The sequence below is a fragment of the Saccharibacillus sp. O23 genome (genome assembly GCF_002205895.1).
Lineage (GTDB): Bacteria > Bacillota > Bacilli > Paenibacillales > Paenibacillaceae > Saccharibacillus.
On record NZ_NJDE01000001.1, the window covers coordinates 315,146 to 327,512 of the forward strand.

Here is a 12,367-nt window from a genome sequence, read left to right on the forward strand (position 1 = left end):
TTACACTCCAGACTCCATTGTCGAAATGGGGGAATTGGCCCGTATCGAAACGCCGCTCAAGCGGAATGCTGCATCGGGCCGACGGTCAGATTTTCGGTATAATCGTTCCCGAAAGCCGGACGGATCGAGAAGTACGAAGACAGCAGGCCGACGACCAGCACGAACAGGTAAGCGATCAGTATCGAGCCGAGCGGAATCTGCGCCGATACCGGAACGTCGATATGGTCGAGCACCATCGGCAGGCCCGCGCGGATAAACGCGTAAGCGAGCAGCGTGCCGATCAGGAACGACTGCGTGACGATGCCGCCCGTCTGGATGAGATAGGAAGCGGCCAGACGGGACTTCGGCACGCCGACCGCCCGCAGCCGGCCGATATCGAAACGATTGCGGTCCGCCGAGGCGAACAGGAAATGTACCAGCATCAGCAGCGATACCAAGATGACGGCGCGCGCCGCCAACTCGAAAATCTCCGTGCCTTTGATCGCGTTCTTGTAACTGCCGGAAGCCAGATCCGACTTGCGCAGCACCGTCTGGCTGACGACGTTGGGGTCGGAGGTCAGTCCGGCGATTACGGCTTCGTCGGCTTTCGCCAGGTATACGGAATTCGCCGCGCCTTCTTGACCCATGATCTTCTGCAGATGCGCTTTGGACACGAATCCGTACCGTCCCCGGCTGCCGTTCGCTTCGAAGCGGCCCGCGATCGTCAGTCGGATCGTGTTGCCGTTGAGCACCAGCGGATAATCGCTGCCGACGTCCGCTTCCGAGACGAAATACGACGGCAGGTAGATGCCGGCGAAATCGGGATCGTCCAAATTCGCCGAAAAGTCGCGGCCGTCCGTCAGCACCGTTTTCTCGCCGTACCGCAAATAATCGCTGTCGATGCCGAAGATCGTATCGGTGACGCCGTCTTGGTCCTGCGCTTCCAGATTGATGCCGTACGCCGCTTGCGCGTCCGGGTCGAGTCCGGCGACGAGATCCCGGTAGTCCTGCTCCGTTCTCGGTTCCCGTACCTCCTCGTTGACGATCATCGCCTGAAAATAAACATTCTGTTCGATCGTGTCGCGCGAGATGACCCGCGCCGTCTCGAACATGCCGCTGAGACCCATGCTGAGCATCACGCCGACGATCAGCGTGGTGAAGATCGGGTCGATGCGGCGGTAATAACCCAACATCTGGCTTTGGCCCAGCCCGAGCGCGCGCCAGCGGAAACGGCGGGCGAGCGATTTTAGGCCGTGCTGGATGCCGACCAGCACCAGATCGAACATCAGGAAAAATCCGACGAGCGGCAGAAATCCGATCAGCGGGTTGCCGTCCGCGGGAAGCAGCAGGCCCGCGGCCGCGACGAGCAGGCCGATCGCGCCTTTGACGAAGTCGCTTTTGCCGAGCCGGCGCGCGCTTTCCGACTTGTAGGGACTGCGCAGTTCTTCGACCGGATCGAATCTCGCGATCTTGCGGAATACCATATTCAAACAGAACGCCAGAGTCAGCAGATGGAGCGCAGCGGCCGCCAGCAGCACGGGGAGGCTTATCCAGACGCTCGGGATTTCGTTGCGGATGCCGATAAAATGATAGATCCCTTCGGCCGCGAGCAAAGCGACCGGAACCGATACGAGCTGCGAACGCCAGGCTTCGTTCATATAGATGCGGCTGAGCCGCGCGGACGAGATGCCCGCCAGACGAAGCTGAATGTTGAAGCTGCGGCGCGATTGGAACAAACTCAGATGCACGATCCGAATGATCCAGAGCGAGAACAAGACGATCAGCACGGATACGGCGATCAAAGTCGTGAAATAAGTCATCAGTTCTTCGTCGCGCGAAACGAGCCGCGCTTGTTCGCGGATCCGAATCAATTCGACGACGAGCATCAGGAATACGCCGATGACCGTCAGATTCAAAGCGGACGCCAGAACGGAAAGCAGGTTTTGCTTGCGGCTGCTTCGGCGCAGCCCGGAAATCAATGCATTCATACGCCATCTTTCCTTTGCCTAATGCTGAAAAAGAATGGGCGGGCGCCTCTTTGCCGAGGCTCCGCGCTCCATTCTTCTCCGCCTATGGGCGAACGTTTTAACTACAGCAGTTCGCGCAGCCCATCCAGCCCGCCGTCACGATCTCTTCGATCTCCTCGAACATTTCCTCTTCGAAACGAAGTTCTTCCGGCGATTCGTGTTTGCCGTTTTCTTCCCGCAAGCGTTCTCCTCCTTTCAGCCGTTTGCGCGGCGGAACGCCGCCGAAACGCGGCTTAGTTGCAGCAGCTCGCGCAGCCCATCCAGCCGGCCGTGACGATTTCTTCGATCTCTTCGAACATTTCTTCCTCGAAGCTCATTTCTTCCATCGCTTCTTTGTTTTCGAATTCGTTACGCATAGACGTGTCCTCCCTTCGCTCAGGCATGCCAAGCGTTAAGTATGTATAAAAAACGACCGAAACGGACGTCTTTTATCAAGGTTAGAACGCGAGCCGGATCCGTCGGACGAACTTGAACGTCATGAAGACCAGCAGCAGCGTTAGAACAAGCATGGCGATCCAGCCGGCGATATCGAACAAGCCGCTCAGGTAATGGAACTGGATATAGGCGTTGACGACGCCGTTGAGGAACAAGGCGAGCAGCAGCAGGCCGCTGACCCGGTAACTGGCGTCGAGCTTGTCCGTTTTTCGGCCCAGTTTGGCGTTGATGTACCGGTAGCCTTTGAGCCGGATATTCATGACGCCCAGCAGGCTGGTGAAGATAAAGTAGCCGTCCGTCATGCCAAACAGACCCAGATTGGTCAAGATCGCGCTGACGTTCGCCGAGATCCAGATATCGACGACCGCTCCGTGCCAAGCAGCCGGCCCGTAAGCTTTCAGAGCGAGACCGAGCGTCGCCAGCAGCAGATTCATCGCGATGCCTCCGGCCATGACGATCACTTTGCGGGATTGCGACTCCAGATTGAGCCCCCGGTATTGCACCAGCGCGATCGGATAGATGAAGAACCAGCCCAGACTGATGCTGGAGATGCGTACGCCTTCGTACCAAGCCGCCAAGCAATGCCCGAGTTCGTGCAGCAGCAGGATCGCGGGCGGAAAGACCAACACGGTGAACAGGATTTCCCATAATCGCATATGAACGTAATCGATCTGCGTCGGCAGATAGCCGCGCTGTACGTAAGCGAACAACGCGGCGGCGAGCAGCAGCAGCAGGAAAGCCGCGGTGCCGACCGCCCCGCGCCCGATTCCCCGGGTCTGGCGGGACGGCGAGATCCGGAAAAATACCCGCCCGATCTTCGCGAATTCGTTGAACGTTTCCCGGCTCCGGGCTTCCGAGGTATCCAGATACCCCAGTTTGTCCAGATTGGCGCAAATGCTCTGTTCCGACGCGTTCAGCGACGCCGGTTCGATCTCGCGTTCCCGGTAACGGTCGATAAACGCCATTACGCCGCCCGCATGCTCGCGTCCGAAGCTGACGAAGCTGTTTTCTTCCTTCACGCCGACGATCAGCTTGCGGCCGAGCAGCGTGCGGTTGAGGCAGTAGCCGACGTCCTGCCTAACTTTCATAAGCGGTCCTCATCTGCATCTGCACGCGGTTATACGCCAGCAGCTTGTCGCGGATCGCTTCGCGATGAGCCGGGTATTCTTCGACCAGAAAGCGGACGATTCGGCGCGTGTAGACGTCCATCAGCACGCAGCGTTCTTCCAGCACGTCGTCGAAACTGCCTTTTTCCCCGAACGTCAGCGCTTTGCACCAGACGCCGCAGACGCGCCGGGCGATGCATTTCTCGCATTTCTCCACTTTGAGCCGGTCGGCTTCGCGCACGCTGCGGAACCACGGGTTCGCCAGCAGGTCTGCTTCGCCGCGAAGCTCGTCCAGGCTTACCGCGAAGCGCTCGTCCGAAGCGAACGCGTGGCACGGGAACACTTGGCGGTCGGGCGTGATCGACAGCGAATACCCGGCCGAACAGTCTTTGTGCAAGGTGCGCGTCATGATCCGCAGCATCAGGCCCACGAACATGCGCGGCAGCTTGGATATATCGCCGTCTCGCATCCGGTCCAGATAGTAGTCGGCCGATTCTTCGCAGAACGCCAGATAACGCGCCAGCGATTCTTCGTCGTGCATATCCAGCTTGAAACGCGGATCTTCCGAACTGACCGGGATCATGTCGTAATTCTCGATCGGCAGGCTCTCCAGTTCGCGATACCACTGCGCGGCCATCCCTTTTCCCGGCTCGTACCGGTCCAGATGCGACTTGTTGAACGTATACTGCACGAACACGTGGATGTCCCGGTCGGTAAAACGGTCGATGTTGCGCAGCACCCGATCGTACGTGCCTCCGCCCGCCGCGTCGATCCGGTTCTCGTCGTGAACGTCGCGCGGCCCGTCGATGCTGGTTCCGATAATAAAATCGTATTTCCGCAAGAAATCGAGTACCGCGCCGCCGGCGATGGTCGAATTGGTATTGATCGACAGTTCCGGCAGTTCTTCGCGCGGATAACGTTCGTGGAGGTATTCCACGAACCGGCGGATCTCCGCGAAGCCGAGCAGCGGTTCGCCGCCGAAGAACGATAGCGTCGAAACGCCGCCGAAAATATCGCGCATCCGTTCATAGCTCTCCACGTAGTCTTCGAACGAAAATACTTTGTTCGACGATTTCATGCCGTACGTGCCGCAGTCGGCGTAGCAATATTTGCAGCGCAGGTTGCAATCGGTCGCCGACAAGTAGATCAGCGTCGGCCGCCAGCCCGGTCCCCGCCGCTGCGCCATCTCTTCCGACGAAGAAACGCCCGTCAACGAGCGCGCTCCCGGCGTGCCTTTGTGAATCGCAGCACTCAGATTGTCGAACCAGATTCCTTCTTTGACTTCGAACAGCATCTTGTCACGTCCTTCCGCTCGAATGCAGCGGCGCCAAGCCGCCCGTTTCCTGTTCCAACGCGGCGATCGCCGCCGTTTCCGTCCGTTCGATCTCGATCATCAGCTCGCGCGCGACGCTCTCGTCGAGCGGTTTGTTCTCCATCATCAGCCGCTGGAGATAACGGCCCAGCTTCCGCCACAGATTGCCCGCGCGGTAAAGGCCTTCGGCCGCTTCCGGCGATTCCCCTCGCCCGGTCAGAGCGGCGGCGAACTCGCGGCGGTAGAAAAACGAGCTGCCGTTCAGCATGCTCTGGAAAAACACGAATTTGGCGACGCGGTTGAAGCTCTCGTTCCATTCTTCCGTCAGCTTGCGCGAGACTTCGCCGTAGAACGAACGGCCTTTGACCCAGCCTTCGCCTTCGACGAAATACTGCTCGTCCGCGCGCAGCTCGCCGATCCGGCGGCGGATGCAAGCGCGGATCGCGTCTTCGCTTACGCGTTCCGAGCGGATATGCAGGATACGGTAATTCACCATCAACGGCTTGATTTTCAGAGAAGATAAGTGAAAAAAGTCACTCACTTTTAAGCGCTTACGGATATATTCGTTCTCGTGCAGCCCTCGAAGCACCAGCTCTCCCCGGTCGATGTCTTCCAGAGCATAAGTCGTATACACGCTCATAAAATGGACCGTATTCGCCTTCAAGCCGGCGATCTTGTCGAAATCGACGTAAGGCAGCACGATCAGTACCCGGTCCCGGCGGTCGGGCGGCAGGTCCAACAGGTCTTCCGGATCAAGCTTGTCGAAGTCCGCTTCCAGACCTTCCAGCAGTTCGTCGATGAACAAGACCTTTCTTCCTTGCAGCATGTATAACGGCTTGCCCGCATAGAGGCCGGTGAACATTTGGTTATTGAGTCCCGCGCACAGCGCCGCGTCGTCTTCCCCGATCCCTTGCACCTTCTCCCGCAACAGGAGCAGGTCGCAGCTATTCACGCGATCACGCCCTTTCCGCCCGAAGTTAGAAAACTTAAACTCGACTGCTTCTTCGCGGTTAATATCTCATTTATTCCCATCCCATACAATGGTTCCAAAGTCCCGGAAACCTTCCAAATTTAAGCGATCCGGTCGTTATTGTTCATCGAAAATTCGCTTTTATAGCAAAAAGAGCGTTCTGACGGATTTACTATCCGTTCAGAACGCTCTGTTTTCCGGTGACGATTCGGTGTCGATTTGCAATCAAGCGTGAAAGCTCGCTTAAGATCGGCCTTCGTTCAGCAAAGATTTCAATTTCCGGCCGCTGGCTTTCAAGCTGCCTTCCGGATCGTGCTTGATCTCGCTGTCCGCTTCGATGATGCGCGGCGCTTCGTGATGCGGCAGCGGGAACGGGTGCGATTCGTGCTCCGCTTCCTCGGAGATCAAGATGCGCGTTCCGTCGGGCAGCACGCCGTAGCGCCGGACGAAGCCGTCTTCGCGAACGACCACGCTGCGTCCGGCGCTCAGCTTGCGGCGATTGTCCGGACGGGGACGCCCGTTATCGAGCGGAAGCTGAAATCGCGGACCGACGGCCTGCGAACGCTGTACGGGCTGTACCGCTTGAACCGGCAAGACGCGCGAAGCGTTTCTGACGTTGTCGATCGGCATGATAGGCATGCGGATTCCTCCTTATCGCCCGCCCCGAGGCTTGGCCGACCGGACGGGCGCACATTTCGTTACGGAGCCCGCGTTTTCCCGCTCGGGCGTCCGTTCAGACCTTGAATCGGGCGGCGGCTTCGCCGAGCTGCCCGGTCAAGCGTTCGATACTCTGCACCATCTCGGCCAGATGCTGCACCATGCCGGACTGCTCCTGCACGGTGGCCGTGACTTCCTCGATCGACGCGGAGACTTGTTCGCCCGAAGCGGACAGGCTCTGCGCGGCTTCGAGCACTTCGTTCTTGTCGCGTTCCATCGCTTTGAATTCCGAAGCCATGTCGCGGATCTGATCGGTGATCGCCGTTACGCTGGACAGAATCTCCTCGAACGCTTCGCGGGTCCGGTCGACGTATTCGTTCTGGCTCGACGAGATGGAGCGAATCGCGCCGACGCTCTCGTTGCTTTTGTCGACCTGCTCCAGCGTTTGTCGAATAATATCGCCGATTTCGTTCGCTTGATCGGAAGATTGCTGCGCCAGTTTGCGAATCTCGTCGGCTACGACCGCGAATCCGCGTCCGTGCTCGCCGGCTCTGGCCGCTTCGATCGAAGCGTTCAGGGCCAGCAGGTTCGTCTGCGTGGAGATCTGGTTGATCGCGCCGGTGATCTGGCCGATCCGCTGCGAGCTCTCGGCCAGACGATCGGTCGTGCCCGAGATATTCTGAATCTCCGCTTCGTTGCGGGCATTGATATCGATCAAGCTGTTCACGACGCTGCTGCTGCTCTCGAATACGCGTCCGATCGAATCGGCGCTGCCGCGAATCACGTCGGTCTTCCGGCCGAGCGATTCGATCCGTTCTCCGATGCCGTAGAAACGTCCGACGATCCGTTCCGTATCTTGCGACTGCGACTCCATCGCCTTGGCGATTTCCATCGACGTCACGGAAGTCTCGCCGATCGAACGCGCCGTAATCTGCGACGTATTTTCCAGATCGCCCGTGTTGGCGTTCAGCACTTCGATCGAATGGTTCATATGGCCGATCAACTGCTTGTTGCTGTCGGCCATCGTATTGAAGCTGTCCGCCAGATCCGCGAATTCGCTCCGGTACTTGCCGTCCGCTTGTACCGTCAGATCGCCTTCGGCCAGACGCTTGAACAAAGCGCTCAGACGGGCGATCGGGGAAGTGATGCCGCGGGAGATGAGGAGTCCTACCAGAACCGCCAGCAGAATAGCGGCGATCAACGAGATCACCATCGCTTGCATCAACTCGCCGAGCGGACGGTTGATGTCGCTGTACGAATCCTGCACCATGATCACCCAATCCGCGACCGGGATCTTGGCGTAACGGATGTACGAATTGTCGCTTTCCACGTTGCCCTGCAAAATCTCGCCTTTGACTTCGGCTGCCAGCAGCTTCTCGAAGCCCGCGGCTTCGTAAGGCTTGCCGATTGCCGATTCGTCTCGGGAACTGTAGATCACCGTTCCGCCGCGGCTCGTCACGGTGATGAAGCCTTCGGCGTTGATATGGACGTCTTTCAGTTTGCTGACGAAGAAGTCGGCCGCGATCGTATTGACTTGAACGCCCAGCACTTTGCCGTTGTTGTCTTTGACCGGCTGCGCGAATACGACGATCAGGTTGCCGGTCGTTTTCGAGACGATCGCGTCGCTGACGGCAGGTTGTCCGGTCTTCATGACTTGTTGGAAATATTCGCGGTCCGAACGGTCTCCCTTGAGGGAATCCGGATTATTGCCGGCGACTACCGTCCCTTTGCTGTCCGTGACCATCATGGATTCGATGCCGTTCGTGCCTTCTTTGGTTTCGCGGAATACTTGATTGGCCTTCTGCTGAAGCTCGTTGCTCGGCGAGAAGAACTGGTCGTCGGTCATGGAACCGCTCTCGCGCAGCATCAACAGATCGCGCAGCGTCGGAGAGACCGCCATCGCGTAACCGAGCTGTCCTTCCAGATCCACCGTCGTCGAGAGAGCTTCGCTGAGCCGGTCCGCATTGGCGTTCACTTCGTCTCTGCTTTTTTGCGTCAACAACTTCGAGCCGTATAAATAGGTTACGCTGCTGCTCGCCAGCAGCACCACCACGATTAACGCACTGATCAGGAGCGGAAGTTTGATTCTCAGCGACACCCCTTTTCGGGAACCGCTCGTAACGGATTTTTGTTTTTCTGTCTGATGATCCGTTTTTTTCTTCATATTCGACTTTCTCCTCTCATCACGGGTCTTCCCTCTCGCAAGATCCCTATGAGCCGTTTATCGGTTTTTTTCGACAAAATAATTACATACTTTCGTATCAAATTCCTGATTTTTTCCATTCGACTGCTGCAAATCCCATTTCTTATCGGCCGGCGTATCGGGTCGGGCCGATTCGTTCGTTCGATTCCTGTTCGATTCGTAATCCTTCGCGCTTTATCGGCGTTTTTTTGCTAAACTGTAGATAAGCTTGTATTTCATTTCTGAATAAGCATGGAGGCAGACCTTTTGAATTATATTGTTCTGGACATCGAATTTAACGGCCGCAAGTTCGCCAGCCCGCACCCGATGGAAGTCATCGAGATCGGAGCGGTACGGTTGGACGAATCGCTGCGCGATACCGATACGTTTTCCGCGTTCATCAAGCCCGTCTATTTTGCCAAACTCAATTCGTTCATCAAGAAAAAAACGGGCATTCCGCAGGAGTCGATCGACACCGCGGCCCGCTTCCCCAAAGTCATCGCCGATTTCCGCAGTTGGCTCGAAGCCGCGCCGGGACCGATCACCTTCGTGGTCTGGGGCGGCGAAGACATCAAGCGGATCGTGCAGGACGTTCGCATGCATAAGTTGGAAGAGACGTACTGGACGCAGACGCCTTCGCTCGATCTGCTCAAAGGCTTCCTGCTGACGCAGGGACTCAAGAACGACGTGAGCGTCGAAGGCGCCCTCGAACTGCTGGGAATCGAAGCGTCGGGTTCCGCGCACCGCGCGCTCGACGACGCCTTGATGACCGCCGATATCTTCCGCGCCGTCTACGACAAGCTGGACCTGACGCTGGCCAAAGAATACAAAGACACCTTCTCCAATTCCAAAGAACGTCGTCTGGTCCGTTCCGCGGCCAAGTCGCTCGCTTCCCGCCGGATCGTCCCGACTTGGGAATTGGCGGTCAAGCATTATCTGGGCGGCGGCAAGATCGATTTCGCGGACCCGCGCAAAGAAACGGAGCTTCGCGCGTATTTCGACGCGCTGCCGGAATTCCCGATGCCCGCGAAGGCGGAGGAAGGCGCGGCGAACGAAGCTTCGGCCGAGGCGAATCACGGAGACGAAGACAAGACGGCCAAGCCGGATGCATCCCCGCAGCCGTAAAGGAAAGCAGCGAAAAAGAAGCCGGTCTCCTGCTCGATACTTCGAGCGGAGCCGGCTTCTTTTTTTGAACTGTCGAACAGCTTCCCGGATCGCATCCGTCTGCTTTTATTTGCTTTTCAGCGGGTTCTTCATGAAATAATAATTGTCCGCTTCCGTCCACGTATGCACGATCGCCGCGCCGCTGTCGAATTCGCCGACGGTCACGTCGATGCTTTTGAGGTCGACCAGCACTTTGCCGAAGCGGTCGATCAACACTTTGCCGGCGTCCTGCCGCTGCACGAAAGCCGTGCCTTCCTTGAACGACCCGATCTCCGCGCCTTCGTCGCTGAACTGCGCCGGAATCACCAACTGGCCGGTCACGCCGATATAGCCCCATTTGCCGTCCCGATCGTTTGCGGTTCCGCCGATCTTGACGGCCGCGCGGCCTTCGCTGAAGGCTTGTCCGCCGGTATACTGCGCTTTGACGACCATCTTGCCGGTCTTGTTGATGTATCCGTATTTGCCTTTCTGAAGTACCATCGCCAGACCTTCGCTGAACGGCGCGGCCCCCTCGAACTGCGGTTTCACGACGATCTTGCCTTTTTTATCGATAAAGCCCCATTTGCCGCTTTGCATGACCGGCGCGAGACCTTCGCTGAACACGTTGACCATCGGGTACTGCGGCTTGACGACCTCTTTGCCTTTGGCGTCGATAAACCCTCCGACATACGCCGCGCCTTTTTTCTTCCAGACGACGGCCATGCCGTTATTGAACTCGTGTACTTCGTCGTAAGGCGCGGTAAACGCCGTTTTGCCCGTCTTATCGATATACGTCCATTTGCCTCCGGTCTTGCGGACCGCCGCGAAGCCTTCGCTGAATCCTTCGACGACGCGCTCGTATTGAGGCTTGATCACGACTTTGCCCGTCTTGTCGACGAATCCCCACAGATTGCCTTTGCGTACCGCCGCCAATCCTTGGCTGAACGGTTTCGCTTCATTATATTGAGCTTTGATGACGGTCTTGCCGTTCGTGTCCGTATAGCCGTACAGCTTGCTGCCGGCGTTCCAGAACGAAGCCAAGCCTTCGCTGAGCGTGCCTAACGCGTCGTAATTGACCGATTTCGCCGTTCCGCTGACGATGCTTGCCGCGCTGTCTGCCGCATGCGCCGTCGGCGCCGCCGGCGCGATCGTAACCGTCAAAGCCAAAGCCAGCGCGACGGATGTCCATTTTTTCAAAACGAGTTCCCCTCTCCGTTATGTACATGGAAGTTGTTGTCTGAAGTTATTTACCCGGAAAAGAAGCAGAAAAACCGGGTTTCCCGAAGGAATGCCCGGTTGAAACGAATTCCTGCGCCCGCAAGATTGATTCGGTACGGACGTCGAGATTATTCGAACGGATATTTCAAGCCCCACTGCCCGCGCACGTTGTCCATCAGGCGCATGATGCCCATCGATTCGGCCAGCGTGATGACGCTGCTCTCGCGGCGGCCTTCCGCCAGCGCGCGGCCGACTTCTTCGGCTTCGTAAGCATAACCTTTGATGCCGCGATCTTCGCGATCGTCGGTTACCCGCACCGGTTCTTCGCCGGAGACGTGCAGCGTCGCTTCCTTGGCGAACAGGAACTGCGGGATATGGATATAGCCTTTGGTCCCGTGGATAAACGCGTCGTTAGGCAGTTCGAGCCGCACGCCGCCGTGCAGCGAAGCCGTCTTGCCGTCGCCGTAATCGAGCATGATCGTAAAATGTTCGTCCACGCCGGTCTCGCCGATATGCGCGGTCGTCCAGATATTTTCCGGATTCGGGCCGAACACCATCGAAGCGAACGACACCGGATAGATGCCCGCGTCCAGTAGCGCGCCTCCGCCCAATTCCGGGTTCAGCAGGCGGCCTTCCGGATTCCAGCCGGCATCGAAGCCGAATTCGGCTTTGACGACGCGGACTTCGCCGATCTTCTCTTCTTCGAGCCATTTACGCACCTGCACGATCGGCGACAAGAAGCGCGACCACATCGCTTCCATCAAGAACAGCTTTTTGTCGCGCGCCGCTTCGATCAACGTCTCGAGCTCGTGCGCGCTGACCGTGAACGGCTTCTCGCAGAGCACCGCTTTGCCTCCGGCGAGCGCCGTGAGCACGTTCTCTTTATGAAAAGGATGCGGGGTCGCGACATAGATCGCGTCCACGTTCGGATCGGCGGCCAATTCTTCGTAACTGCCGTGCGATACCGGCGCGCCGAATTTTTCCGCGAATGTGCTCGCGCTCTCCAATGTACGCGAACCGATCGCGTACAATTCGCCGTTCGACGCGTGCTTGAGATCGGACGCGAACTGTTCGGCGATCCAACCCGTACCGAGAATGCCCCATTTGATCTTGCCGTTTGCTGCCTCGCTCATCGTATATCCTCCTTGATCGAATCGTGGGATAGAAATCGTTTTCGGCTTACATGGCGGATGACGGCTGATTGCGTTGGCCGCCTTGCTTCTCCAAGCGATCCGGGCAAGCTCCGCCGTTATGTAAAGCCTTTCCTTGTACACTTTACCAGATCGGATCGGGAAAAGGTAGCAAGCTCGTCCGGCGACGTCGCCAGAAGGTCGGCGA

General features: G+C 57.8%; 11 protein-coding genes. 1 reads left to right on the forward strand and 10 read right to left on the reverse strand.

Annotated features, from left to right (window positions below; genetic code table 11):
* Positions 1-56: 56 nt before the first annotated feature.
* From CDO73_RS01380 to CDO73_RS01405, 8 genes are all read right to left on the reverse strand, one after another.
* A complete protein-coding gene (locus CDO73_RS01380; protein WP_088486685.1) occupies positions 57-1,967 on the reverse strand; it encodes an ABC transporter permease in 1,911 nt (636 codons plus the stop codon).
* Between the two features lie 97 nt (positions 1,968-2,064).
* Positions 2,065-2,187 carry a hypothetical protein gene (locus tag CDO73_RS27050; RefSeq protein ID WP_256972505.1) on the reverse strand — a complete coding sequence of 41 codons (123 nt, stop codon included), beginning with the start codon at positions 2,185-2,187 and terminating at the stop codon, positions 2,065-2,067.
* Positions 2,188-2,239: 52 nt separating this feature from the next.
* Positions 2,240-2,362: a hypothetical protein gene (locus tag CDO73_RS27055; protein ID WP_256972506.1), complete on the reverse strand. Its 123-nt coding sequence runs from the start codon at positions 2,360-2,362 to the stop codon at positions 2,240-2,242.
* A gap of 81 nt (positions 2,363-2,443) precedes the next feature.
* The gene (locus CDO73_RS01385) at positions 2,444-3,529 is read right to left on the reverse strand and encodes a site-2 protease family protein (RefSeq protein ID WP_088486686.1); all 1,086 of its coding nucleotides are present in this window, start codon (positions 3,527-3,529) and stop codon (positions 2,444-2,446) included.
* The gene (locus tag CDO73_RS01390) at positions 3,519-4,841 is read right to left on the reverse strand and encodes a radical SAM/SPASM domain-containing protein (protein ID WP_088486687.1); all 1,323 of its coding nucleotides are present in this window, start codon (positions 4,839-4,841) and stop codon (positions 3,519-3,521) included. Before CDO73_RS01390 ends, CDO73_RS01385 begins: the two co-directional genes overlap by 11 nt.
* A 4-nt stretch (positions 4,842-4,845) precedes the next feature.
* The gene (locus CDO73_RS01395) at positions 4,846-5,811 is read right to left on the reverse strand and encodes a hypothetical protein (protein WP_088486688.1); all 966 of its coding nucleotides are present in this window, start codon (positions 5,809-5,811) and stop codon (positions 4,846-4,848) included.
* A 261-nt stretch (positions 5,812-6,072) separates the two neighbouring features.
* Positions 6,073-6,468, reverse strand: coding sequence for a hypothetical protein (locus tag CDO73_RS01400; protein WP_088486689.1), 396 nt, complete (start codon positions 6,466-6,468; stop codon positions 6,073-6,075).
* Positions 6,469-6,562: 94 nt separating this feature from the next.
* A complete protein-coding gene (locus tag CDO73_RS01405) occupies positions 6,563-8,650 on the reverse strand; it encodes a methyl-accepting chemotaxis protein (RefSeq protein ID WP_088486690.1) in 2,088 nt (695 codons plus the stop codon).
* Positions 8,651-8,935: 285 nt separating this feature from the next.
* On the opposite strand from CDO73_RS01405, the gene CDO73_RS01410 reads away from it, so the two are divergent.
* Entirely contained in the window at positions 8,936-9,793 is an 858-nt protein-coding gene (locus CDO73_RS01410; RefSeq protein WP_088486691.1) for a 3'-5' exonuclease, read from the forward strand.
* A gap of 105 nt (positions 9,794-9,898) precedes the next feature.
* Here CDO73_RS01410 and CDO73_RS01415 read toward each other — a convergent pair whose 3' ends face one another.
* Together CDO73_RS01415 and CDO73_RS01420 are read right to left on the reverse strand one after the other, a co-directional pair.
* Positions 9,899-11,008 carry a WG repeat-containing protein gene (locus tag CDO73_RS01415; protein ID WP_088486692.1) on the reverse strand — a complete coding sequence of 370 codons (1,110 nt, stop codon included), beginning with the start codon at positions 11,006-11,008 and terminating at the stop codon, positions 9,899-9,901.
* Positions 11,009-11,157: 149 nt separating this feature from the next.
* Positions 11,158-12,162: a Gfo/Idh/MocA family protein gene (locus CDO73_RS01420; RefSeq protein WP_088486693.1), complete on the reverse strand. Its 1,005-nt coding sequence runs from the start codon at positions 12,160-12,162 to the stop codon at positions 11,158-11,160.
* Positions 12,163-12,367: the final 205 nt, after the last annotated feature.

Excerpts from the sequence above, each read along its gene's own strand:
- CDO73_RS01400 (WP_088486689.1), bottom strand. The coding sequence starts at position 6,468 with ATGCCTATCATGCCGATCGACAACGTCAGAAACGCTTCGCGCGTCTTG.
- CDO73_RS27055 (WP_256972506.1), bottom strand. The coding sequence starts at position 2,362 with ATGCGTAACGAATTCGAAAACAAAGAAGCGATGGAAGAAATGAGCTTC.
- CDO73_RS01380 (WP_088486685.1), bottom strand. The coding sequence starts at position 1,967 with ATGAATGCATTGATTTCCGGGCTGCGCCGAAGCAGCCGCAAGCAAAAC.
- CDO73_RS01405 (WP_088486690.1), bottom strand. The coding sequence starts at position 8,650 with ATGAAGAAAAAAACGGATCATCAGACAGAAAAACAAAAATCCGTTACG.
- CDO73_RS01390 (WP_088486687.1), bottom strand. The coding sequence starts at position 4,841 with ATGCTGTTCGAAGTCAAAGAAGGAATCTGGTTCGACAATCTGAGTGCT.
- CDO73_RS01420 (WP_088486693.1), bottom strand. The coding sequence starts at position 12,162 with ATGAGCGAGGCAGCAAACGGCAAGATCAAATGGGGCATTCTCGGTACG.
- CDO73_RS01385 (WP_088486686.1), bottom strand. The coding sequence starts at position 3,529 with ATGAAAGTTAGGCAGGACGTCGGCTACTGCCTCAACCGCACGCTGCTC.